This is a genomic window from Saccharothrix espanaensis DSM 44229 (assembly GCF_000328705.1).
GTDB classification, from domain to species: Bacteria; Actinomycetota; Actinomycetes; order Mycobacteriales; family Pseudonocardiaceae; genus Actinosynnema; species Actinosynnema espanaense.
Genome location: NC_019673.1, coordinates 8,322,461 through 8,346,866, shown reverse-complemented (window position 1 = coordinate 8,346,866; position 24,406 = coordinate 8,322,461). Strand labels below are relative to the sequence as shown.

Genomic DNA, 24,406 nt, shown 5'->3' with positions numbered 1-24,406 from the left:
GTGATCGAGTTCCGCGGCGTGACCAAGCGGTTCGACGACGGGACGATCGCGGTGAACGGCTTGGACCTGGTGGTCGAGGCGGGCACGATCACGGTCTTCGTCGGTCCGTCCGGCTGCGGCAAGACGACGTCGCTGCGCATGGTGAACCGGATGATCGACCCGACCTCGGGCACGGTCCTGGTGGACGGCCGGGACGTGCTGACCGTGGACCCGCCGAAGCTGCGGCTGGGCATCGGGTACGTCATCCAGCAGGCGGGCCTGTTCCCGCACCGGACGGTGCTGGACAACGTGGCCACCGTGCCGCTGCTGTCCGGGTGGGCGAAGTCACGCGCCCGCACGCGCGCCGCGGAACTGCTGGAACTGGTGGGGTTGCCCGCCGAGCTCGGCCGGCGCTACCCGGTGCAGCTCTCCGGCGGCCAGCAGCAGCGGGTGGGCGTCGCGCGGGCGCTGGCCGCCGACCCGCCGGTGCTGCTGATGGACGAGCCGTTCAGCGCGGTCGACCCGGTGGTCCGGGAAGGGCTCCAGGACGAGTTGCTGCGCTTGCAGGCCGAACTGGACAAGACGATCGTCTTCGTGACCCACGACATCGACGAGGCGGTGCGGATCGGCGAGAAGGTGGCGGTGTTCCGCGAGGGCGGGATCCTGGCCCAGTACGCGCCGCCCGCCGAACTGCTCAGCCGCCCGGCCGACGACTTCGTGGCGGGCTTCGTGGGCAAGGACCGGGGCTACCGCAGCCTGTCCTTTGTGGACGCCTCCGGCGTCGAGGTCGGCGCGGCCGACACCGCCGAGGCCTCCGCCGCGTCGGGCGGGTGGGAACTGCTGGTGGACGGCGAGAACCGGCCGCAGGGCTGGAGCGCGCCGGACGGCGCCGTGGTGCCCGGCGGCTCGCTCTACGGCGAGGGCGGCCCGATCCGGGGCGCGCTCGACGCCGCGCTGTCCTCGCCCTCGGGCCTGGGCGTCGTGGTCGACGCCAACGGGCGGTTCGTCGGCGTGGTCAAGGCGCACCAGGTGCTCGACGTGATCGAGAGCCGCCGTGGGTGACATCGCCAAGTACCTCGGCGACGCCGGCACCCGTGCCGCGTTGTGGTCGGCGCTGCTCGACCACGTCTACCTCTCCCTGCTGCCGCTGGTGATCTCCGTGGTGCTGGCGATCGGGCTGGGCCTGGTGTGCCACCGGTACCGGCGGGTCAACGGGTTCCTGGTCGGGTTGTCCAACGCGATCTACACGGTGCCGTCGCTGGCGCTGTTCGCGATCATCCCGGCGGTGATCGGCACCCAGGTGCTCGACCCGCTCAACGTGGTGATCGCGCTGACCATCTACACCACCGCGCTGCTGGTGCGCCCCGTCGTGGAGGCGCTCAACGCGGTGCCCGCGCACGTGACGGCCGCCGCGACCGCGATGGGCTTCCGGCCGTGGCGGCGGTTCCTCACCGTGGAACTGCCGCTGTCGGTGCCGGTGCTCGCGGCCGGGGTGCGGGTCGGGTCGGTGAGCAACATCAGCCTGGTCAGCGTCGGCGCGCTGATCGGCAGCGGCGGCCTGGGCACGCTGTTCACCGACGGCTTCCGGCAGCGCTACCTGGCGCCGATCATCGTCGGCATCGTGCTGACGCTGGTGCTGGCGCTGGTCGTGGACCTGGTGCTGCTGGCCCTGCGCAACGCCTTGACGCCGTGGACCAGGGCAGGTCGGCCATGATCTTCGCGGAAGCCCTCGGCTGGCTGACCGACCCGGCGAACTGGTCGGGGCCGACCTCGATCCCGACGCGGATCGGCGTGCACCTGTTGTACTGCCTGGGCGCGGTGCTCGGCGCGGCGGCCATCGCGGTGCCGCTCGGCCTGTTCGTCGGGCACACCGGGCGCGGCGGCGTGCTGGTGGTGGGCGGCAGCAACGCGTTGCGCGCGCTGCCCACGCTCGGCCTGGTGACGTTCCTGTACCTGGTGGTCGGGGTCGGCCAGGTCGGTGTGCTGATCGGCCTGGTCGTGCTGGCCGTGCCGCCGATCCTGGCCGGCACGTACTCCGGCATCCAGAGCGTGGACGCCGGGGTCGTGGACGCCGCGCGCGGCATGGGGATGACCGGCTCGCAGCGGCTGTGGAAGGTGGAGCTGCCCAACGCGCTGCCGCTGCTGGTCGGCGGTCTGCGCAACGCGGTCCTGCAGGTCGTGGCGACGGCGTCGGTCGCCGCGTACGTCGGCATCGAGTCGCTGGGCCGGCCGCTGATCGACGGGCTGCGGGTGCTCGACTACGGGCAGTTCATCGGCGGCGCGATCCTGATCGCGCTGCTGGCGGTGGTGGTGGACGTCGTGCTGGCGTTCGCCGGGAAGCTCGTCATACCCAGGGGTTTGCGGCTGACCGCCCGACCCCGTCGGCGCGCCAAGGCGACCGACGTGGTCGAGGTCGGTGGAGACCGGTGAAGTGGGAGAGGGAGAACGGCATGAAGCGCACGTTGACCGTCATCGTCGCGGCGGCAGCGTTGGTCGTCTCCGCGTGCGGGTCCAAAGAGGACCTGAGCGGGAGCAACCAGCAGTCCGCCTCGGGTGAGGTCGTGGTCGGTTCGGCCGACTTCACCGAGAACAAGATCCTGGCCGAGATCTACGCGGGGGCGCTCAAGGCGACCGGCGCGCAGGTGTCGGTGAAGTCCGGCATCGGTGCCCGGGAACTCGTGGTGAAGGCGTTGCAGGACAAGTCGCTCGGCGTGGTGCCGGAGTACACCGGCAACCTGCTGAACTACTTCGACAAGACCAACACCACGACGGCGTCCGACGAGGTCTACAAGGCGCTCAAGGACAAGACCCCGGCCGGCCTGGAGGTGCTGTTCAAGTCCGACGCCGAGGACAAGGACGTCCTGGTGGTCACCAAGGAGACCGCGGACTCCGGCGTGGCCTCGATCGCGGACCTCGGTGACGGCAAGTACGTCCTGGGCGCGGCGGGCGAGTGGGGCCAGCGCTGGAAGGACAAGGTCAAGGAGCTCTACGGAGTCACGTTCAAGGAGATCAAGACCACCGACGCCGGCGGCCCGATCACCGTGGACGCGCTGAAGAACGGCACCGCGCAGGTCGCGAACCTGTACACGACGTCCGCCGACATCAAGGCGAACTCGTTCGTGGAGCTGAAGGACCCGAAGAACATGTACCCGGCGCAGAACATCATCCCGCTGCTGCGGTCCGACGCGGTCAACCAGGCGGGCAAGGACGCGCTCAACAAGGTGTCCGCCGCGCTGACCACGGTCAACCTGGCCGAGTTGGTCAAGCGGGTCGACATCGACAAGGAGACCGTGGCGAACGTGGCCGCGGACTTCCTCAAGAACGTCAAGCTCTAACCGCACGCGTCAAACCGCCGGTCCGCCTCACGGGGTGGGCCGGCGGTTTCGTTCGGTCGCCCGTGCCGGTGGACCGCCAGGAGCCGTCGGCGGTCTGGGCGTCGGAGTCGATCACGTCGGCATCGTGGGGTGGGGTCCGACCGCGCCGGCCCGCCGCGCACCCGGGTCAGCCCGGTTTCTCCTCCTGGTCGGCGCGGTGGCCGCCGATGCGGTCGGTCAGGGCGTCGGCGGTGCGGCGGGTCTCGGTGGCCAGGTCCGGCCAGGTCTCGCCGCACTCCTGGTCGCAGACGTGCCGGAAGGTGACGGTGATCGCGGCGATCGGGCGTTCGCCGTGGTCGAAGACCGGGGCGGCGACCGACGCGAAGCCGGCCGTCACGTAGCCGTCCTCCACCGCCCACCCGCGACGGCGTTCCGCGGTCAGCAGGCGGCGCAGCGCGGGGAGGTTGGCCGGGCCGCGCCCGGTGCGGTCGACGAACGACGCCACGCTCGGGAACAGCGCCCGCACCTGGGCGTCGGGCAGGTGGGCCAGCATCGCGCGGCCGGACGCGGTGAGGTGCGACGGCAGCCGCACGCCCACGTCCGACACGATCGTGGACGGCCGCCGGGGCTGCTCGCGCAGCAGGTAGAGCGCCTCCGCGCCGTGCAGCACGCCCAGGTGCGCGGTCCGGCCGACGCCGTCGACCAGCCGGCGCAGCAACGGCCGCGCGAGGCGTTCCAGCGGGTCGTGGCGCAGGTAGGCCGAACCGAGTTCGAACGCCGCCACGCCCAGCCCGTACCGGCGCTCCTCGGGGAAGTGGGTGGCGAACCCGGCCTCGGCCAGCTCGGCCAGCAGGTGGTAGGTGGTGGACCGGGGCAGGTCCAGCTCCCGCGCCACCGCCGCGGCGGACAGCGGTCCGGGACGACCGGCCAGCAGGCGCAGCACGGCCAGCCCTCGGCGCAACGCCGGCACGTCGCTGCTGGATCCCACCGGGCCATTGTCAACAAACCGGGCCGGCCGCGCACTGGAGGGGTGTGACGACCGGCTCCGAGGAGTTCGCGACCGCCCAGGTCACCCCGTTGCCGACGTTGTGGAGGACGCCCGGGAATGGGCGACGTGCGGCAGAGGGGCGGGCCGCGGATCACGCTGCGGGTGCCCGTCGCCGATGCCGGGCGCCAGGCCGCCCTGCTCGCCGCCGCCCGGCCGGAGCAGCGGACCGACGTGGGCGGCGCGGCCGCGTACGTCGACGACGAGGACGTGCTGTTCTGGCAGGTGAGCCCGGAGCCGGTGCTGTCGGTCGTGCCCGACGACGTGTCCGATCCGCTCGGCGTGGCCCGCCGAGCCGAGCAGTCGCCCGCGGCCCTCGACCACGTCCGGTTCGACCCCGGCCCGCGGTTCGACTGGGCCTCCTGAACCAGGGCCCGGCGGAGTCTGGGATGCCAGACGCTCTCCGGGGGTCTCGGGTCGTGCGGACCCGGCGCACGGGTTGTGATGTGCACATGCAGCAACCCGTGCAGCTGGGTCCGAAATCGCTGACCCGCGAGGACGTCCACGCCGTCGCCCGCGACGACGCGCCCGTGGAGATCACGGAGGCGGCGCGCGAGGCGGTCACGGCCGCCCGCGCCCACATCGAACGCCTGGCCACGGCCGAGACACCCACCTACGGCGTGTCCACGGGCTTCGGCGCGCTGGCCGTCCGGCACATCCCGCCGGACCGCCGGGCGGCGCTCCAGCAGTCGCTGGTCCGCTCGCACGCCGCCGGCTCCGGCCCCGAGGTGGAGCGCGAGGTGGTCCGCGCCCTGGTCCTGCTCCGGCTCAAGACGCTGGCCAGCGGGCACACCGGGGTGCGGCTGGGCACCGCCGAGGCGATGGCGGCCATGCTGAACGCGGGCATCACGCCGGTCGTCCACGAGTACGGCTCGCTGGGCTGCTCGGGCGACCTGGCGCCGCTGTCGGCCGCCGCGCTCGCGCTGACCGGCGAGGGCCAGGTCCGGGACGCCGACGGCGCGCTGGTCCCGGCCGCCGACGCGCTGCGCCGGGCCGGCATCGAGCCGGTGCGGCTGGCCGAGAAGGAGGGCCTGGCGCTCATCAACGGCACCGACGGGATGCTGGGGATGCTCGTGCTGGCGCTGCGCGACCTGCGCTACCTGCTGGACGTGGCGGACCTGACCGCGGCGATGAGCGTGGAGGCCCTGCTGGGCACCGACCGGGTCTTCGCCGCCGACCTGCAGGCGCTGCGCCCGCACCCCGGCCAGGGCCACAGCGCCCGCCGGATGGTTGACCTGCTGGCCGGCTCCGAGATCATGGCGAGCCACCGCGGCCCGGACTGCACGCGGGTCCAGGACGCGTACTCGCTGCGCTGCTCGCCGCAGGTGCACGGGGCGGCGCGGGACACCGTGGCCTACGCCGAGACGGTCGCCGACCGCGAACTGGCCGCCGCCGTGGACAACCCGGTGGTGCTGGCCGACGGCCGGGTCGAGTCCAACGGCAACTTCCACGGCGCGCCGATCGCCTACGTGCTGGACTTCCTGGCCATCCCGGTGGCCGACGTGGCGAGCATCGCCGAGCGCCGCACCGACCGGATGCTGGACGTGAACCGGTCGCACGGCCTGCCGCCGTTCCTGGCCGACGACCCCGGTGTCGACTCCGGCCACATGATCGCCCAGTACACGCAGGCCGCGATCGTCAGCGAGCTCAAGCGGCTGGCCGTGCCCGCGTCCGTCGACTCGATCCCGAGCAGCGCGATGCAGGAGGACCACGTCTCGATGGGCTGGTCCGCCGCGCGCAAGCTGCGCAAGGCCGTGGACGGTCTGCGCACCGTGCTGGCGGTCGAGCTGCTCACCGCCGCCCGCGCGCTCGACCTGCGCGCACCCCTGAAGCCGGCGCCGGCGACCGCCGCGGCCGTGGCCAAGCTCCGCGTGAGCGTCCAGGGCCCCGGTCCGGACCGCCACCTGGCCCCTGAGATCGCCGCCGCCGAAGAACTCATCCGGAACGGAGCACTCTGATGGTGCGTGCAGCCCGAGGCACCGACCTGACCGCCCGCAGCTGGCAGACCGAGGCCGCCCTGCGGATGTTCCACAACAACCTCGACCCGGACGTGGCCGAGCGCCCCGAGGACCTGGTGGTCTACGGCGGCACCGGCAAGGCCGCCCGGGACTGGCCGAGCTTCCACGCCATCAGCCGCGAGCTGGCCGAGCTGGCCGACGACGAGACGCTGCTCGTGCAGTCCGGCCGCCCGGTGGGCGTGATGCGGACCAACGAGTGGGCGCCGCGGGTGCTGATCGCCAACTCCAACCTGGTGCCGGACTGGGCGAACTGGCCCGAGTTCCGCCGGCTGGAGGCCGAGGGCCTGACCATGTACGGCCAGATGACCGCCGGGTCGTGGATCTACATCGGCACCCAGGGCATCCTCCAGGGCACCTACGAGACGTTCGCCGCCGTGGCCAACAAGCGGTTCAACGGCACCCTCAAGGGCACGCTCACGCTCACCGCCGGGCTCGGTGGCATGGGTGGCGCGCAGCCGCTGGCGGTGACGATGAACGAGGGCGTCGCGCTGTGCGTCGAGGTCGACCCGGCGCGCGCCCGGCGGCGCGTGGAGACCCGCTACCTCGACGAGGTCGCGGACGACATCGACGACGCGATCGCCCGCGTGCTCAAGGCGAAGGCCGAGGGCCGGGCGCTGTCGGTGGGCCTGATCGGCAACGCCGCCGAGGTGCTGCCCGAGCTGCTGCGCCGCGAGGTCCCGGTGGACATCGTCACCGACCAGACCTCGGCGCACGACCCGCTGGCGTACCTGCCCAAGGGCATCGGGCTGGACGACTGGTCGGACTACGCGGCCAAGAAGCCCGACGAGTTCACCGACCGGTCCCGCGAGTCGATGGCCGACCACGTCGAGGCGATGGTCGGGTTCCAGGACCGGGGCGCGGAGGTGTTCGACTACGGCAACTCGATCCGCGGCGAGGCCAAGCTGGGCGGCTACGAGCGGGCGTTCGACTTCCCGGGTTTCGTGCCCGCCTACATCCGGCCGCTGTTCTGCGAGGGCAAGGGCCCGTTCCGCTGGGCGGCGCTGTCCGGCGACCCGGCCGACATCGCCAAGACCGACCAGGCGATCCTGGAGCTGTTCCCGGACAACGAGCAGCTCGCGCGGTGGATCAAGATGGCCGGCGAGCGGGTCGAGTTCCAGGGGCTGCCCGCGCGGATCTGCTGGCTGGGCTACGGCGAGCGGCACCTCGCCGGGCTGAAGTTCAACGAGATGGTGGCCAGCGGCGAGCTGTCCGCGCCGATCGTGATCGGCCGCGACCACCTCGACTGCGGCTCGGTCGCCTCGCCGTACCGGGAGACCGAGTCGATGGCCGACGGCTCGGACGCCATCGCGGACTGGCCGCTGCTCAACGCGCTGGTCAACACCGCGTCCGGAGCCACCTGGGTGTCGCTGCACCACGGCGGCGGCGTCGGCATCGGGCGGTCCATCCACGCCGGCCAGGTCACCGTGGCCGACGGCACGGAGCTGGCCGCGCGCAAGATCGAACGGGTGCTGACCAACGACCCCGGCATGGGCGTGATCCGGCACGTGGACGCCGGGTACGACGAGGCGAAGGCCGTCGCCGAGGACAAGGGCGTGCGGATCCCGATGGGGCGCGATGACTGACCTGGCGGACATCGCCGACGTCGGCCGGGACGCCCGGCGCGGCGGCTACTCGCGGCACGGGTTCGACCACGTCGAGCTGGAGCTGCGGGAGTGGTTCGTCGCGGAGGCGACCCGGCGCGGGCTGGACGTGCGGCCGGACCGCAACGGCAACCTGTGGGCCTGGTGGGGCGCGCCGGGGCCGGACGCGGTGATCACCGGCAGCCACCTGGACTCGGTGCCCGGCGGCGGCGCGTTCGACGGGCCGCTGGGCGTCGTGGCCGCGTTGCAGGCGGTCGACCTGTTGCGGGTCAGAGGTTTCCAGCCGTCCCGGCCGCTGGCGGTCGTGGTGTTCGTGGAGGAGGAGGGCGGCCGGTTCGGCGTGGCCTGCCTCGGGTCGCGGCTGATGACCGGCGCGATCGCCCCGGAGAAGGCGGCGGCGCTGACCGACCCGGACGGGGTCTCGTTCGGCGACGCCGCCCGCGCGGCCGGGTTCGACCCGGCCCGGATGGGCCGTGACGACGAGGCGCTGGGCCTGGTCGGGCAGTTCGTCGAGCTGCACGTGGAGCAGGGGCGCGGGCTGACCGTCCCGGTCGGGCTGGCCAGTTCGATCCTGGCGCACGGGCGGTGGCGCTACACGTTCACCGGCGAGGGCAACCACGCCGGCGCGACCCTGGTCGAGGACCGCCGCGACCCGATGCTGCCCGCGTCACGGCTGGTGCTGGCGGCACGGGCGGCGGCCACCGGCGGCGCGCGGGCGACCGTGGGCCGGATCGTGCCCAACCCCGGCGGCACCAACGTGATCGCGTCGTCGGTCGACGTGTGGCTGGACGCTCGGGCCGGCGACGACGCGCGGACCCGTGAGGTGGTCGCGCAGATCACCGAGGCGGCGCACGCGGCGGCCGGTGACGAGGGCTGCGAGCTGCGGGTCACCGAGGAGTCCTACGGTGACACGGTTTACTTCGACACCGGGTTGGCGGCCGAGATCTCCGCCGCGCTCGGCGGGGTGCCGGCGCTGCCCACCGGTGCGGGTCACGACGCGGGGATCTTGGCGGCGCACGTGCCGACCGCCATGCTGTTCGTGCGCAACCCGACCGGGATCAGCCACGCCCCCGAGGAGTTCGCCGAGGCCGACGACTGCGCGGCGGGCGTGGTGGCGCTGGCGACGACGTTGGAGCGGCTGGCGCGATGAAGAGCTTCTGGTGCGAACAGGCCTGGCTGCCCGACGGCATCGCGTCCCGCGTGCTGGTCCGGGCGGACCGCGGCACCATCACGTCGGTGTCCACGGTGGACACCATCCCGCTGGGCTGCGAACGCCTGTACGGGGTCGTGCTGCCGGGGTTCGCCAACGCGCACTCCCACGCCTTCCACCGGGCTCTGCGCGGTCGGACGCACTCCGACGGCGGCACGTTCTGGACGTGGCGCGACCGGATGTACGCGGTGGCCGAGCGCCTGACACCGGAGAGCTACCTGCACCTGGCGCGGGCGGTCTACGCGGAGATGGCGATCGCCGGCGTGACGGCCGTGGGCGAGTTCCACTACCTGCACAACGGCGGCAACGAGATGGGCGAGGCGCTGCGACAGGCCGCCGTCGACGCCGGCATCCGGCTCACCCTGCTGGACGCCTGCTACCTGGCGGGCGGCATCGGGCAGCCGGTGACCGGCGTGCAGGAGCGGTTCTCCGACGGCACCGGCGAGCGGTGGGCGGCCAGGGTGGCCGAGCTGCGCGAGGACGGCAACACCCGGGTCGGCGCGGCGATCCACTCGGTGCGCGCCGTGCCGCGGGAGACGTTGTCGCTGGTGGCGGGCGCTTTCCCCGATCGGCCGCTGCACGTGCACCTGTCGGAGCAGCCGGCCGAGAACGAGGCGTGCCTGGCCGCGTACGGGCTGACGCCGACCGAGCTGCTGCACGAGGCGGGCGCGCTGACCGCCCGCACCACCGCCGTGCACGCCACCCACCTGTCCACAAAGGACATCGGGCTGCTCGGGTCGGCCGGGACGGGCGCGTGCTTCTGCCCTACCACCGAGGCCGACCTGGCCGACGGCATCGGCCCGGCGCGCGAGCTGCGCGACGCCGGCAGCCCGCTGTCGCTGGGCAGCGACCAGCACGCGGTGATCGACCCGCTGCTGGAGGCTCGCGGCCTGGAGCACGGCGAGCGGCTGCGCACCGGCGAGCGCGGCCGGTTCACGCCCGCCGACCTGGTCGCGGCGCTGACCAACCACGCCGCCGTCGGGTGGCCCGAAGCGGGCCGGATCGAGGTCGGCGCCCCCGCCGACCTCGTCGCCATCGGCCTGGACTCGGTGCGCACCACCGGGTGCGCGGCCGACCAGGTCGTGCTGGCCGCCACCGCCTCGGACGTCGCGGTGGTCGTGTCGGGCGGGAAGGTCGTGGCGCGCAACGGGGTCCACGAGACCCTCGGGGACGTCGGGAAGCTGCTGAAGGCGGTCGTATGAGCACCCTGATCACCAACATCGGCGAGTTGACCACCAACGCCGAGCCCGGCCGGCTCACCGACGCCGCGCTCGTGCTGGCCGACGGGCACGTGGCGTGGGTCGGTGCCGCGGCCGCCGCCCCGGCCGCCGACGAGGTGTTCGACGCGGCCGGCCGGGCGGTGCTGCCGGGGTGGGTGGACAGCCACACCCACCTGGTGTTCGCCGGCGACCGGACCGCGGAGTTCGAGGCCCGGATGTCCGGGCAGCCCTACCGCGCGGGCGGCATCGCCGTGACCGTGAACGCCACCCGGGCCGCGTCCGACGACGAGCTGGCGGCGACGATCCGGCGGCACGTCGCCGAGGCCGTCGCGCAGGGCACGACGTACGTGGAGACCAAGACCGGCTACGGCCTGACGGTCGAGGACGAGGTCCGGTCGGCCCGGATCGCCGCGCTGCACGCCGACGAGGCCACGTTCCTGGGCGCCCACCTGGTGCCGCCGGGTGCGGACGCCGACGAGTACGTCTCGCTGGTGTGCGGGGAGATGCTCGACGCGGTCGCGCCGCACGTGCGGTGGGCGGACGTGTTCTGCGAGAAGGGCGCGTTCGACGCCGACCAGTCCCGCGCCGTGCTGGAGGCCGCGGCGGCGCGCGGACTGGGGCTGCGGGTGCACGGCAACCAGCTGGGCGAGGGGCCCGGCGTCCGGTTGGCGGTGGAGCTGGGCGCGGCGAGCGTCGACCACTGCACCTACCTGTCGTCGGCCGACGTCGACGCGCTGGCCGGGTCGGGCACGGTCGCGACCCTGCTGCCGGCGTGCGACCTGTCCACCCGGCAGTCGTTGCCGCCCGCGCGGGCGCTGCTGGACGCCGGTGCCACGGTCGCGTTGGCCAGCAACTGCAACCCGGGCAGCTCCTACACCACGTCGATGGCCTACTGCGTGACCACGGCCGTGCTCCAGATGCGGATGTCGGTGCAGGAGGCGGTGTTCGCGGCGACCCGCGGCGGCGCCATCGCGCTGGGGCGTGCGGACGTCGGGCACCTCGCGGTCGGCGCGCGCGCCGACGTGCACGTGCTGGACGCCCCGAGCACCACCCACCTCGCGTACCGGCCGGGCGTTCCGCTGACCCACGCGGTGTGGCGCAGGGGCGAACGCGTCCGCTGACCGCCTCGACCGTCCCGGCCGCGCGGGCCGGGACGGTCGCCGCGGGGTGCCCCGGCCGATATGCCGCGTTGTCGAGAATTGCTCGACTGCGGTTTCTGCAGAATTGCGGTTCGGTACTCCGTTCGGTCGCTCCGCCGAATTGCCTGTTGTCTTTCCCGACGCCCCGCGATTACTGTTTATTTGTCGGGGATTCGAGGGGGCTCGATGGTCTGGCGGGAGCGCGTGTTGTCCGTGGCGGAACACGGCAGGTTGTGCGATGCGTTTCTCGGACTCCCCGGGATGCGCGATAAGGACTCGCGCGAGCTGTACGTGTCCGAGTTGACCCGGACGCACCTGCCCGCGTTCAGCTACCCCCGGCACGCCGACGCGCGGCACGACGTCTGGGCGCTGCTGACCGGGTGCCTGGAGCGGGAGGGCGGGCTCGGCGGGCTGGTCGAGGTGGTCCGGGTGTTCCACCAGGGCAGCCGGCCGATGGCCCACCTGGACGAGCTGCTGGCCTGCCTGTTCCCCGACCGGCTGCTCACCTCGACCGAGTACGAGGAGCTGCTCGCGCTGCTGGCGGGCGTCGGGCCGAGGTCGCTGGGCACGGCGTTCCGGCAGGTCACCTCGTCGTTCTGGTGGGCGACGGTGGCCGACTGGGACGACGTCGCGGGCCTGGTCGAACGGCTCGAACCGGCGGTCGGGGACGACGGCACGCCGCCGGTGCTCGCGTTCGTCGACCGGTTGGCCCACCTGGTGGCGGACCTGCGCACGACCGGGCACCGCTGGCTGGACGGCGTGGGCTCCCGGCTCGGGCTGCGCCCGCCGGCGCTGGCCGAGCTGTGCGCCGCCTCGCGGGCGCAGCCGGCGGACGACCGGCCCGGGTACGTCGTGCTGCACCTGCACCCGGACGGCGTCGACGCCGACCGCTACCTGCTCTCGGCGTGGTTGCAGCAGCCCGGACAGCCCGACGAGGTGCTGTTCCGCGACGACGTGCCGCGCTCGATCAGCCAGATCACCGCCCACGTGGTCGGCCTGGTGCACCGCGCGCACGTGGTCGCGGGCGCGGAGGTGGAGGAGCTGACGCTGGAGTTCATCGTGCCGCGCGGCCTGATCCACCAGCCGATCGACCAGTGGCGGGTGGACGAGGTGTTCCCGCACCGGCTGGGCACCAGCCACCCGGTGGTGGTGCGCAGCCTGGACCGGATGCGCCGGGGCGACCTGCGCGGCCGGTGGCGGCGCAAGTGGCGGTGGCTGACCGCCAACGACGACCGGCCCGCCCCGGCCGCCGTGCACTGGCTGGACGAGGGGGCGCGGGCCGGGCCGGACCGGCTGTTCGCCGAGCTCGTGGTCGCCGACGCCCCGGTGGCGGTGCTGATGGCCGCCCCGCCGGAGACCGGCGCGGGCCTGGGCCGCGACGAGCTGACCGCGGTGCTCTACGCGGGCGTGCCGGTCGTCGCCTGGTGCCGCGACCCGGCGCTGTCCGCGACTTTCCGGCGCGACCTCGGCGAGTTGCTGGAATCCGGCGGCCTGGACCGATTGCCCGGCCACGTGTTGCGACTTCGCCGGCAGGCCGGCGGGAACACCGGAGCGGAACTGCTGCTGGGCGAGCACATCACGTTGTTGTGGGACGACGCCGACCGAATTCCCGAACTGTTCGCGCAGCCGAGTCGGCTGCGCGCGCCCCGATGATTGGGGGAAAGAATGCCTGAATCCGGCTGGCCGGTCTACCGCGGCACCGGACAGCCCCACAGCGGTATCGGGGCGTTGCCGCCACCGCCGCCGTGGCGCGTTTTCGACGGCGAGGTGATCACCCCGCCGGTGGACCGCACGCTGGCCGGCGCCCGGCCCGGCGTGGCCGAGCGGGCCACCGTCTACCGGCCGGGCCAGGACGTGGTCGAGATGGTGAACGCGGCGCTGTACCTGCGCCGCCCGCTGCTGGTGACCGGGAAGCCCGGCACCGGCAAGTCGACCCTGGCGTTCAGCGTCGCCCACGAGCTCAAGCTGGGCCCGGTGCTCTACTGGCCGGTGGGCAGCCACTCCCGGCTGGTCGACGGCCTCTACCGGTACGACGCCATCGGCCGGCTCCAGGAGGTCGGGCTGCACGGCGGCGACCACGACCCCGACATCGGCCGTTTCGTCCGGCTCGGGCCGCTGGGCACCGCCCTGGTGCCCGGCGAGCTGCCGCGCGTGCTGCTGGTGGACGAGCTGGACAAGAGCGACATCGACCTGCCCAACGACCTGCTCAACGTCTTCGAGGAGGGCCAGTTCGACATCCCGGAGCTCAGCCGGCTGCCCGACGACCGGTCCGAGGTGCGGGTGATGACCGAGGACTTCGGCCGGCCCGCGACGATCCGCCGCGGCCGGGTGCGCTGCCGGGCCTTCCCGCTGGTGGTGATCACCAGCAACGGCGAGCGGGAGTTCCCGCCGGCCCTGCTGCGCCGGTGCCTGCGGGTCGACATCCAGCCGCCGGACACCGACAAGCTGGCCGCGATCGTGGCCGGGCACCTGGGCGACGAGGCGCTGGCCGAGACCCGGGACCTGGTGGCCCGGTTCGTGGAGCGGCGCGACCAAGGCGACCTGGCCACCGACCAGCTGCTCAACGCGGTGTACCTGGCGATCGCCGGCGCCCGGCCGGACCTGGCGACCCGGGAACGGCTGGTGGACCGGCTCCTCCAGCCGCTCGACGGGCCGGGATGATCCACGACTTCGTCGAGTTCGTCCGGGCGTCCAACCCGGACGTGACCGGGGAGGAGCTGGCCGACGCGCTGTGGCTGGCCGGGTTCCTCCCCGGCACCCCGGCGCGCCCGGCGGGCGGCGGGCCGCGACCGCCGGGCGCGGTCCGCCCGACCCGTCCGGCGACGTCGGCCGGACCGGCCCGACAGCCGCCGCCGCTGCCCCCGGCCGACACCCGCCAGGCGGCCCTGCGCATCGGCCCGCCGCGGTCGAGCCCGCTCACCGACGCGCCGGAGCCGGTGCGCACCCGCAGCCCGGCCGTGCCCGCGCTGGCCGACGTGCCCGCGATCAGCCGCGCCCTGCGCCTGCTCCAGCGCAAGGTGCCGGTGGCCGAGGCGGTCGAGCTGGACGAGGACGCGACCGTCGACCGGCTGGCCGACACCGGCCTGTGGATCCCGCGGCTCAAGCCGGGGCTGGAGCGGTGGCTGGACCTGAGCCTGGTGGTGGACGACAGCGCCTCGATGGTGGTGTGGGGGCGGACCGTCGCCGAGTTCCGCGCGGTGCTCGGCCGGCTCGGCGCGTTCCGGGACATCCGCACGTGGCGGTTCGACAGCGACGCCGACCGGGGCGAGCGGGTCGTGGTGCGCGGCGCGGACGGCTCGGCCGCCCACCAGCCGCGCGAGTTCGTCGACCCCACCGGCCGCCGGCTCGTCCTGGTGGTCAGCGACTGCGTGGGCGACGGGTGGGGCAACGGGGCCGTCGCCGCCACGCTGGCGCAGTGGGCGAACGCCGGCCCGGTGGCGGTGGTCCAGGTGCTGCCGCAACGCCTCTGGGACGACTGCGGGCCGGACTTCGTGCGGGTGCGGCTGCGCGGGCGCGGCCCCGGCACGCCCAACCACCGGCTCGTGGTGCGCACCGCCGACCCGGACGACGACGTCGCCGACCCCGGCGTCCCCGTCCCGGTGCTGGAGCTGGAACCGAGGTGGCTCGGCGGGTGGGCGGCCATGGTCGCCGACGCCGGCACCCGCTGGTTCACCGGCACCGCCCTGTTCACCAACCGGATGGACCGGCCCGCGGAGCCCGCCGAGGAGCCGCCGACGGCCGACGAGCGGCTGCGCCGGTTCCGGCTGCGCTCCTCGACCGTCGCCTACCGGCTGGCGGTCTACCTGGCGTGCGCGCCGCTGAGCCTGCCGGTGATGCGCCTGGTGCAGCACGCGATGCTGCCGACCTCGCGGCCCGCGCACCTGGCCGAGGTGTTCCTCAGCGGCCTGCTGCGCTCGGCGGGCGTCGCGCACGAGTCGTCGGGCACCGACGACCTGCGCTTCGACTTCCAGCCCGGGGTGCGCGCCGAGCTGATGTCCGAGCTGACCCGGCACGAGGCGCTGCAGGTGCTGGCGAAGGTGTCGGAGTTCGTCGCCCACCGGCTCGGCTCGCCGTTCGACTTCCGCGCCCTGCTCACCGACGGGGCCGGCGCGGAGGTCGACGCGCTCGGGCCGCCGTTCGCCAAGGTCGCCCGCGAGGTGCTGCACCGGCTGGGCGGCCGGTACGCCGAGGCGGCGAAGCGGCTGCGCGTCGCCGGCCCGGCCACCCCGACCCGGCGGCCGGCGGCGAGCGGCACCGCCGAGGCCACCGTGCCGCCGCGCAACCCCGCCTTCACCGGCCGCGACGAGCTGCTGGCCCGGCTGCGCGACTCGCTGGCCGAGGACGCGCCGCTGGTGCTGGTCGGCGCGAGCGGGATGGGCAAGACCCAGATCGCCGTCGAGTACGCCCACCGGTTCCGCGACGACTACGACCTGGTGTGGTGGATCTCCGCCGACGACCCCGCGCTGATCCGCGCCGGCCTGGTCGACCTGGGCGCGCGGCTCGGGCTGCCCGAGTCGGCCGACGCGCAGCGGACCGTGCAGAGCGTGCTGGAGGTGCTGCGCACGACCGGCCGCTGGCTGCTGGTGTTCGACGACCCCGGCCCGCCCGCCGTGCTGCGCGGGCTACTGCCCACCGGCGGGCACGTGCTGGTGACCAGCAGGCTCTCGGAGTGGGCGGCGCACGGCCGGGTGCTGTCGGTGCGCGAGCTGACCCGGCCGGAGAGCGTCGCCCTGCTGCGGGCACCCGCGCCCCGGCTGACCCCGGCCGAGGCCGACCGGGTGGCCGCCGCGCTGCGGGACCACCCGCTCGCCCTGCGCCACGCGGGCGCGTGGCTCGCCGAGACGCCGGTCCCGGTCGGGGAGTACCTCGGGCTGCTGGCCCGCTGGGGCGAAGGCGCGCAGCGGGCCTACACGCCGTGGGCGCCGTGGGCCGTGGCGATCGTGTCGCTGCGCGCCGACCGCCCGGACGCCGCCGCGCTGCTCGACCTGTGCGCGCACTTCGCGCCCGCCGCGATCCCGGTCGACGTGCTCGCCGCCGGCCGTGACCGCCCGGGGCCGCTGGGCGACCTCCTGGGCGACCCGGAGCGGCTGCGCGACGCCGTCGACCACCTGTCCCGGATCGCGCTGGTCCGGGGCGACCACGAGCGCGGCCGGATCGAGGTGCACGGCCTGGTGCAGGAGACCGTGCGGCTGCTGCTGTCACGCGAACAGCGCGAACTGTCGCTCGCCGACGCCCAGGCCGTGCTCGGCGCGGCCAACCCCGAGGAGCCCGACGAGCGGCACAACTGGCCGCGCTACCGGGAACTCTCGCCGCACATCGCCGCCGCGCGGCTGCTGGAGTCGCCCGACCCGGCCGCCCGGTCGCTGGTCCTCGACCACGTCCGGCACCTGTTCGCGATCGGCGACTACGAGGGCAGCCAGGCACTCGGCCAGTCCACGGTGGAGCTGTGGCGGGCCCGGTGGGGCACCGACGACGAGTCGACGCTGTCGGCGTGCCGGCACGTCGGCAACGCGATGCGCGAACTCGGCCGGGTCACCGAAGCCGCCGAACTGGACGAGGACACCTTCCAGCGCTGCACCGACGTGTTCGGCGCGGACCACGCGAACACGCTGGCCGCCGCGCACAGCCTCGGCGCCGACCTGCGCGCCCTGGGCCGCTTCGCCGCCGCCCTGGCCCTCGACCGCGACAACCTCGCCCGACACCGCCGCAAGTGGGGCGACAACCACGGCCGCACCCTTCGCACGGCGGTCAACCTCGCGGTGGACCTGCGGCTGCTGGGCGATTTCGGCACCGCCTACGCGATGGACCTCGACGTCGTGCGGCGGCGGCGCGAGCTGTACGGCCCGGACGACACGCGGACGTTGTTCGCCACCTGCAACCTGGTGCGTGACCTGCTCGGCATGGGCAAGCACGCCGAGGCGCTGCGCGTGCAGGAGGAGGTGCTGCCGACGTTGCGCGGTGCGCTGGGCCCCGACCACAACCACGTCCTGCTGGCCGGCCGCAACCTGGCGATCGCCTTGCGCGGCACCGGCCGGTACGCGCAGGCGCGGGCCGTGGCGGAGGAGAACCTGACGGCGTGCGAGCGCCGGCTCGGCCCGCACCACGAGTACACGCTGGCCGCCCGGATGACGTTGTGCAACGCGCTGTGGCGCAGCGGCGACCTGGACGGCGCGAAACGCATGGGGGAGCACGCTTACCGGGACCACCTGGTGCGGCACGCGGAACCGTGGCACCCGTTCACCCTGGCCTGCGCCATCAACCTGGCCGTGGTGTGGCGCAACCTCGGTGACGTCCGGCTGGCCTTCGCGCTGGACCGCTCGACGTTCCGCGCGCTGCGCGAGAGCCGGGGCGACGACCACCCGGACACGTTGGCGTGCGCCATGAACATCAGCGGGGACCTGGCCGCGCAGCGCGAGTACGACAACGCGAGCGCGCTGTCCCGCGAGACGGTCCAGCGGATGACCCGGGTGCTGGGCGCGGACCACCCGCACACGGTCGCGGCGGCGTTCAACAGCGCGTTGGACGAAGCCGCCGACGGCGGTGGCGACTGCACCGAGGAGGCCGTCGCCGGCTTGGCGCGAGTGCTGGGTGCGCGGCACCCGGAGGTCGTGCTGGCGGCGGCCGGGCGACGGCTGGACTGCGACGTCGAACCCCCGCCGACCTGACCGCCTGCCGACGTGATCCTTGCCGGCCTGATCGCTGCCGACGTGACCCCTGCCGGCCCTGATCTCCACCCGCCGGATTCCTGCCGGCCGGCGGTGGCGGGGCGCGGGTGGGGCGCCCCGCCGGTCGGGGTCAGTCGGCGATCTTGATCTCGCGGTAGTCCTCGAACGGGCCGGGGAACGGGCCGTTCAGCGTGGCCGAGGCGAAGGCCGCGCCCGTGCGGAACGCCTTGCCCTGCACCTGGGCGTGCACCGCGATCCGGACGTCCTCGGAGGTGCCGGTGCAGTTGTTGATCCGGGTGCTGCCGCTGCCGGTGGCCAGGGCGTTGCCCACCCGCTGGGTGACCTGGACGTTGACGTAGGCGTAGGACCCGGGTTGGCAGACCGCCGTGACCGGGACGATGATCGCCGCGCCGCCTGCCTGGAGCTTGGCGGGCGACTCGACCCTGATGCCGCCGACCGAGGGCGACTGGGTGCTCACGTCGGCGTTGCCGGGGATCGCGGACGCCACGACGGCACCCGCGGCGATGGCGAGCACCGCCATGGTCCTGGCCGAGCGCGCCGCGCGGAACGACATCTTCACGGGGTCTCCTTGGGTTTCGGTAGGGGTGAGGCGAGGCCGAGGAGCAGTCCGGCGGCCAGCAAGGTGACGGGCAGGTGCCACAGGAAGTCGAAACCGCTGTGCACGGCGAGGACGAGCACGCCCGCGACGGCACCCGCCCACGGGCCGTCGACCCGCGTGCGCGCCGCGCGGAACACCGCGTACAGCAGGACTCCCAGCAGCACCAACCCGATGGCGCCCAGTTCGACGAGCACTTGGAGGTACTCGTTGTGGGCGTAACGCATGACGCGCGGGCCGTCGCGGTCGAACGCGAACCAGCCCCGGCCGGGCCCGACACCGGTCAGCGGGTTCGCCGCGATCAGGTGCAGCGCGGCGTCCGTCGCGCCGGCGCGGTCCGGGGAACTCAGCGACAGCCGGTCGCCGAGCAGGTTCCCGCGCGCGACCAGCGCGACCCCGCCCACCACGAGCACGGTCGCGGCGGTGATCACTTGCACCCGGCCGTCGACCCGGGTCAGCCCCGCGGCGAGCCCCACGCCCGCCAACAGGCCGCCCACCGCGAGCAGGTGGTGGGCCGGGGTGGCGACCGGGAACGACGGGACGAGCGCGCCGACCGCGACCACGGCACCCAGCACCGGACCGGCGGCGTGCCGCGCGGTCCGTCGCCACCCGGCCAGGAACCCGGCCGCGACCAGCCCGGACACCAGGGCGAGCAGCCCCGCCCGGCTCAGCGTCGCACCCAGGCCGGTCAGCAGCACGCACGCCGCGCCCGCGTGCCACGCCGAAGGCAGCGAGATCGCCACCACCGCGAGCGCCGCGAACAACGCCGCCGCCGCGTTGGGGTAGGTGATGGTCGATCCCGCGCGTGCCAGCCCGTCGGCCACCACCGACCACGACGGCACCCGCCACACGACCGCCGCCCAGCCGGCGAGCGCCGCGAGCGCGCCGAGCCCGATCACGGCCTTGGCGCACAGTTCCCGCTGCCGCACGTCGGTGCGTTGCGCCGCAAGGAAAGCGGCGGCGAGCACCCCGAGCGCGACGATCGTCGGAACGGCGGACAACGGCTCGCCGCCCACCACTGCGCGCAGGAACGCCCACACGGCGAGGCCGCCGCACGCGAGTGGGAGGAAGAGGTCCCGAGGCCGGTCGCGCAACGCGATGACCAAGGCGGTGCCGGCGAGAACGGCGGAGAGCACCCGACCGGGCAGGTAGTACCCGCCCTGCGCGACGACCGCCGCGGACAAGGCGGAAAGCAGCAGCAAGACGTGTAAGGGCACCGCGTCGGCGTCACTCGCCCGCACTCGCCCGCCCGAAGCCAAGACGCCCCCCACGTACCGGCCTCCCCAGACCAGTGCCCGCCCTCCCCGGCGGGGTTGCGCGGATCTCAACCGCAGCGGAGCGCGGGGAACGAGGCTTTGCGGTGCGGTTCTCCGCCGTGCCGAGAGGTTCTCCGGGCTCCGGCGTCTTCACGGACCACGTCCGTTGCGCCGTCCGGTCGTGTGCCCGGCAACGAGTGCCGTCCGGCCGTGTGCGCGCCAACGAGTGCCGTCCGGTCGTGCACGTGACGGTGAGTGCCGCGCCGGCGCGCTCCGGCCGTTGAGACGACGAACGCCCCCGCGACCAGGTCGCGGGGGCGTTCGTCAGGACTCGATCAGTCCTCGGGGTCGTCTTCGTCGTCCCGGGCCAGGTAGGTGGCCAGGCGTTCGATCGGCGTCTCGAACTCCGGGTTCGCGTCCACGAAGGCGCGCAGCTTGTCGGCCAGCCAGGCGAGGCTCACTTCCTCCTCGCCCCGGCGGGCCTCCAGCTCCTCGATGCCGCGGTCGGTGAAGTACATCGCGGCCTACTCGAACGCCTTCGCGATCAGCTCGCGCTGCTCGACCTCGTGCACCTTCGACGACCCCGCGGACGGGGCGGCCATCGGGCGGCGCGAGACGCGCTTGATCGCGAACCGGCTCGGCAGCAGCTCCGGCAGCGCCAGGCCGAAGAACGGCCAGGCACCCTGGTTCGCCGGCTCCTCCTGCACCCAGCGCACCTCGGTCGCGTTCGGGTAGCGCTCCAGCGCCTCGGTCAGCTTCCGGGCCGGCACCGGGTAGAGCTGCTCCACCCGGACCACGGCGGTGTCCTTGCGGCCCTGCTTCTCCTGCTCGGCGGCCAGCTCGTAGTACACCTTGCCGCTGCACAGCACGATCTTCGTGACGCCCTGCGGGTCCGGCTTCGTCGGGTCGTCGATCACCGAGTGGAAGCGCTCCTCGACGAACGGCTCGACCGGCGACGTCGCCGACTTCAGGCGCAGCATCGACTTGGGCGTGAACACCACCAGCGGGCGGTTCACCCCGTCGAGGGCGTGCCGGCGCAGCAGGTGGAAGTAGTTCGCCGGCGTCGAGGGCACCGCGATGGTCATCGAGCCCTCCGCGCACAGCTGGAGGAAGCGCTCGATGCGGCCCGACGTGTGGTCCGGGCCCTGGCCCTCGTGGCCGTGCGGCAGCAGCAGCACGACGTCGGAGACCTGGCCCCACTTCGCCTCACCGGAGGAGATGAACTCGTCGATGATCGGCTGCGCGCCGTTGACGAAGTCGCCGAACTGCGCCTCCCACAGCACCAGCGCGTCCGGGTTGGCCACCGAGTAGCCGTACTCGAAGCCCAGCGCCGCGAACTCGGAGAGCACCGAGTCGTAGACCATGAACTTGCCCTGCTCGTCGGACAGGTTCTGCAGCGGCGTGTACTCCTCGGACCGCTTGCGGTCCACCAGCGTGGCGTGCCGCTGCACGAACGTGCCGCGCCGCGAGTCCTGGCCCGCCAGGCGGACCGTGCGGCCCTCCAGCACCAGCGACCCGAACGCGAGCAGCTCGGCGAACGCCCAGTCGATGCCGCCCTCGCGGGCCATCTTGGCGCGCCGCTCCAGCACCGGCTTGACCCTCGGGTGCGGGGTGAAGCCCTCAGGCAGGTTGACGTGCGCGTCGGCGATCCGCTCGATCACCGAGCGGTCGATGCCGGTGGGCAGCTTGGCCGGGACCTGCTGCTCCTGCTCGATCGACGGCGACATCTTCGCCGGGTGCTTCTCCAGCTCGCGCACCTCGTTGAAGACGTGCTCCAGCTGCGAGGAGAAGTCCTGGAGGGCCTTCTCGGCCTCCTCCACCGAGATGTCGCCGCGACCGATCAGCGACTCGGTGTAGGTCTTGCGCACCGAGCGCTTGGTGTCGATCACGTCGTACATCGCCGGCTGGGTCATCGAGGGGTCGTCGCCCTCGTTGTGGCCCCGGCGGCGGTAGCAGACCATGTCGATGACGACGTCCTTGTTGAACGCCTGCCGGTAGTCCACGGCCAGCTTCGCGACCCAGTAGCACGCCTCCGGGTCGTCGCCGTTGACGTGGAAGACCGGCGCGCCGATCATCTTCGCGACGTCGGTCGAGTACTTCGAGGAGCGCGAGTTCTCCGGCGCGGTGGTGAAGCCGACCTGGTTGTTCACCACGACGTGCACCGTGCCGCCGGTGCGGTAACCGCGCACCAGCGCCAGGTTCAGCGTCTCGGCGACCACGCCCTGGCCCGCGAACGCGGCGTCGCCGTGCATCGCGACCGGCAGCACGGTGAAGCCCTCGCCGCCCATGTCCAGCGCGTCCTGCTTGGCCCGGACGATGCCCTCCAGCACCGGGTCCACGGCCTCCAGGTGCGACGGGTTCGCGGTCAGCGACACCTTGGTCTCGCCGTCGCCGAACATCCGGAAGTACTTGCCCTCGGCGCCCAGGTGGTACTTGACGTCACCGGAGCCGTGCGCCTGGCCGGGGTCGAGGTTGCCCTCGAACTCGCGGAAGATCTGCGAGATCGGCTTGCCGACGATGTTGGCCAGCACGTTGAGCCGGCCGCGGTGCGGCATGCCGATGACGACCTCGTCCAGCTCGTGCTCGGCGGCCTTGTCCAGCACCGCGTCCAGCAGCGGGATGACGGTCTCGCCGCCTTCCAGCGAGAACCGCTTCTGGCCGACGTACTTGGTCTGGAGGAACGTCTCGAACGCCTCGGCCGCGTTGAGCTTGGAGAGGATGTACTTCTGCACGGTCGCCGGCGGCTTCTCGTGCGGCACCTCGACGCGCTCCTGGATCCAGAGGCGCTCCTCGGGGTCGAGGATGTGCATGTACTCGACGCCGACCGTGCGGCAGTACGAGTTGCGCAGCACGCCCAGGATGTCCCGCAGCCGCATCCGCTCCTGGCCGCCGAACCCGCCGACCGGGAACTCCCGGTCCAGGTCCCACAGCGTCAGGCCGTGCGAGAGCACGTCCAGGTCGCGGTGGCTGCGCTGGCGGTAGTTCAGCGGGTCGGTGTCGGCCATCAGGTGGCCGCGGGTGCGGAACGCGTCGATCAGCTCGATCACCCGGGCGGTCTTGTCGACCGCGCCCTCGGGGATGTCGGCGACCCAGCGGATCGGCTCGTACGGCAGCCGCAGCGACGTGAAGACGTCGTCGTAGAAGCCGTCCTCGCCGAGCAGGAGCTGGTGGATCCGCTTGAGGAACTCGCCGGACTCGGCGCCCTGGATGATCCGGTGGTCGTAGGTGGAGGTCAGCGTGATGATCTTGCTGACGCCCATCTCGACCAGGGCCTGCTCGCTGGTGCCCTGGAAGTGCGCGGGGTACTCCATCGCGCCGACGCCGATGATCGCGCCTTGCCCCGCGGTCAGCCGCGGCACCGAGTGGTTCGTGCCGATCGTGCCCGGGTTGGTCAGCGAGATCGTCGTGCCGGAGAAGTCCTCGGTGGTCAGCGAGCCGCCGCGGGCCTTGCGGATCAGGTCCTCGTAGGCCTGCCAGAACTGCGTGAACGTCATGTTCTCGCAGCCCTTGACCGACGCGACGACCAGCGTGCGGCTGCCGTCCTTGCCGGGCAGGTCGATCGCCAGGCCGAAGTTGACGTGCTCGGGCGTGACCACGAACGGCTTGCCGTCGACCTCGGCGAAGTGCCGGTTCATGTTCGGGTACGCCTGTAGCGCCCGGACCACCGCGTAGCCGATCAGGTGGGTGAAGGAGACCTTCCCACCGCGGGTGCGCTTGAGGTGGTTGTTGATCACGATCCGGTTGTCCGCCAGCAGCTTCGCCGGCACGGCGCGCACGCTGGTCGCGGTCGGAACGGTGAGCGAGAGCTCCATGTTCTTCGCGATCGCGGCGGCGGCACCGCGGAGCTGCTTCTGCTCCTGGCCGGCGGCCGGCTGCACCGGCGCGGCCTTGGCGGCCTGCGCGGGGGCGGGCTTGCCCGTCGTGGTCGGCAGCGTCGCCGGCTTCGCGGCGGGCGCGGCCGGCGGCGTGGTCGCGGGCTTCGCGGCCGGCTTCGCCGCGGGTGGCTGCTTGGTGGCGGTGGCCGTCGGCGCGGCCGGAGCGCTGGTGGTCGACGAGCCGCTCTCCGCTGCCGCCGCGGTCCCGTTGCCGGACCGCTGCGTCGACTTGTAGTCGGCGAAGAAGTCGTGCCAGGCCGGGTCTACCGACGACGGGTCGGAGAGGAACTGCTCGTACATCTCCTCGACCAGCCACTCATTGGGGCCGAACTGTGAAGCCGGACTGCTGCTGGACACGGCTGGCGCTCGCCTCTATCCATCTCGCTCTTGGTAATGACTCACTCATGGTCAGGCTAGTCCCCCGTCTGGTGCACTTCATACACAGGAGGGGCCGGGCAACGAGGGCTC

The 24,406-nt window shown here is 73.5% G+C and carries 18 protein-coding genes; 13 read left to right on the top strand and 5 right to left on the bottom strand.

Annotation, left to right across the window (positions count from 1 at the left end):
- The 4 genes from BN6_RS36465 to BN6_RS36450 are packed head-to-tail and all read left to right on the top strand — an operon-like array spanning window position 1 to window position 3,314.
- Window positions 1–1,041: an ABC transporter ATP-binding protein gene (locus BN6_RS36465; RefSeq protein WP_015104881.1), complete on the top strand. Its 1,041-nt coding sequence runs from the start codon at window positions 1–3 to the stop codon at window positions 1,039–1,041.
- Window positions 1,034–1,693 (top strand): ABC transporter permease, encoded by a 660-nt coding sequence (locus BN6_RS36460; protein ID WP_015104880.1) that lies wholly within the window; start codon window positions 1,034–1,036, stop codon window positions 1,691–1,693. The genes BN6_RS36465 and BN6_RS36460 overlap by 8 nt, the downstream gene beginning before the upstream one ends.
- The gene (locus BN6_RS36455; RefSeq protein ID WP_015104879.1) at window positions 1,690–2,409 is read left to right on the top strand and encodes an ABC transporter permease; all 720 of its coding nucleotides are present in this window, start codon (window positions 1,690–1,692) and stop codon (window positions 2,407–2,409) included. Before BN6_RS36460 ends, BN6_RS36455 begins: the two co-directional genes overlap by 4 nt.
- 20 nt (window positions 2,410–2,429) lie before the next feature.
- Window positions 2,430–3,314: an ABC transporter substrate-binding protein gene (locus BN6_RS36450; RefSeq protein ID WP_041319272.1), complete on the top strand. Its 885-nt coding sequence runs from the start codon at window positions 2,430–2,432 to the stop codon at window positions 3,312–3,314.
- Between the two features lie 166 nt (window positions 3,315–3,480).
- Here the strand turns inward: BN6_RS36450 and BN6_RS36445 are convergent, their stop codons facing one another.
- Window positions 3,481–4,281 (bottom strand): IclR family transcriptional regulator, encoded by an 801-nt coding sequence (locus tag BN6_RS36445; RefSeq protein ID WP_041315372.1) that lies wholly within the window; start codon window positions 4,279–4,281, stop codon window positions 3,481–3,483.
- A 117-nt stretch (window positions 4,282–4,398) separates the two neighbouring features.
- Between BN6_RS36445 and BN6_RS36440 the strand changes: the two genes are divergently transcribed.
- The 9 genes from BN6_RS36440 (at window position 4,399) to fxsT (ending at window position 18,191) form a co-directional block, all read left to right on the top strand.
- Window positions 4,399–4,704, top strand: a complete 306-nt coding sequence (locus BN6_RS36440; protein ID WP_015104876.1) for a hypothetical protein — start codon at window positions 4,399–4,401, stop codon at window positions 4,702–4,704.
- Window positions 4,705–4,790: 86 nt separating this feature from the next.
- Window positions 4,791–6,296 (top strand): histidine ammonia-lyase, encoded by a 1,506-nt coding sequence (gene hutH / locus BN6_RS36435; protein WP_041315369.1) that lies wholly within the window; start codon window positions 4,791–4,793, stop codon window positions 6,294–6,296.
- Window positions 6,296–7,939: a urocanate hydratase gene (gene hutU / locus BN6_RS36430; protein WP_015104874.1), complete on the top strand. Its 1,644-nt coding sequence runs from the start codon at window positions 6,296–6,298 to the stop codon at window positions 7,937–7,939. Before hutH ends, hutU begins: the two co-directional genes overlap by 1 nt.
- On the top strand, window positions 7,932–9,107 hold the full coding sequence (locus tag BN6_RS36425; protein WP_015104873.1) for an allantoate amidohydrolase: 1,176 nt from the start codon (window positions 7,932–7,934) through the stop codon (window positions 9,105–9,107). Before hutU ends, BN6_RS36425 begins: the two co-directional genes overlap by 8 nt.
- Window positions 9,104–10,369 carry a formimidoylglutamate deiminase gene (locus BN6_RS36420; protein WP_015104872.1) on the top strand — a complete coding sequence of 422 codons (1,266 nt, stop codon included), beginning with the start codon at window positions 9,104–9,106 and terminating at the stop codon, window positions 10,367–10,369. The genes BN6_RS36425 and BN6_RS36420 overlap by 4 nt, the downstream gene beginning before the upstream one ends.
- On the top strand, window positions 10,366–11,508 hold the full coding sequence (gene hutI, locus BN6_RS36415) for an imidazolonepropionase (RefSeq protein ID WP_015104871.1): 1,143 nt from the start codon (window positions 10,366–10,368) through the stop codon (window positions 11,506–11,508). The genes BN6_RS36420 and hutI overlap by 4 nt, the downstream gene beginning before the upstream one ends.
- Window positions 11,509–11,568: 60 nt before the next feature.
- Window positions 11,569–13,179 (top strand): VMAP-C domain-containing protein, encoded by a 1,611-nt coding sequence (locus BN6_RS36410; RefSeq protein WP_331712615.1) that lies wholly within the window; start codon window positions 11,569–11,571, stop codon window positions 13,177–13,179.
- Window positions 13,180–13,191: 12 nt separating this feature from the next.
- Window positions 13,192–14,187, top strand: a complete 996-nt coding sequence (locus BN6_RS36405; RefSeq protein WP_015104869.1) for an AAA family ATPase — start codon at window positions 13,192–13,194, stop codon at window positions 14,185–14,187.
- Window positions 14,184–18,191 carry an FxSxx-COOH system tetratricopeptide repeat protein gene (gene fxsT, locus BN6_RS42735; protein ID WP_015104868.1) on the top strand — a complete coding sequence of 1,336 codons (4,008 nt, stop codon included), beginning with the start codon at window positions 14,184–14,186 and terminating at the stop codon, window positions 18,189–18,191. Before BN6_RS36405 ends, fxsT begins: the two co-directional genes overlap by 4 nt.
- Window positions 18,192–18,321: 130 nt before the next feature.
- On the opposite strand, the gene BN6_RS36395 is transcribed toward fxsT, so the two are convergent.
- The 4 genes from BN6_RS36395 to BN6_RS36380 form a co-directional block, all read right to left on the bottom strand.
- On the bottom strand, window positions 18,322–18,771 hold the full coding sequence (locus BN6_RS36395) for a hypothetical protein (RefSeq protein ID WP_041315362.1): 450 nt from the start codon (window positions 18,769–18,771) through the stop codon (window positions 18,322–18,324).
- Window positions 18,768–20,009 (bottom strand): O-antigen ligase family protein, encoded by a 1,242-nt coding sequence (locus BN6_RS36390; protein WP_041315360.1) that lies wholly within the window; start codon window positions 20,007–20,009, stop codon window positions 18,768–18,770. The genes BN6_RS36395 and BN6_RS36390 overlap by 4 nt, the downstream gene beginning before the upstream one ends.
- Window positions 20,010–20,398: 389 nt before the next feature.
- Window positions 20,399–20,581, bottom strand: a complete 183-nt coding sequence (locus BN6_RS36385; protein WP_015104865.1) for a DUF6104 family protein — start codon at window positions 20,579–20,581, stop codon at window positions 20,399–20,401.
- A gap of 6 nt (window positions 20,582–20,587) precedes the next feature.
- Window positions 20,588–24,295 (bottom strand): multifunctional oxoglutarate decarboxylase/oxoglutarate dehydrogenase thiamine pyrophosphate-binding subunit/dihydrolipoyllysine-residue succinyltransferase subunit, encoded by a 3,708-nt coding sequence (locus BN6_RS36380; protein WP_084672836.1) that lies wholly within the window; start codon window positions 24,293–24,295, stop codon window positions 20,588–20,590.
- Between the last annotated feature and the right edge of the window lie 111 nt (window positions 24,296–24,406).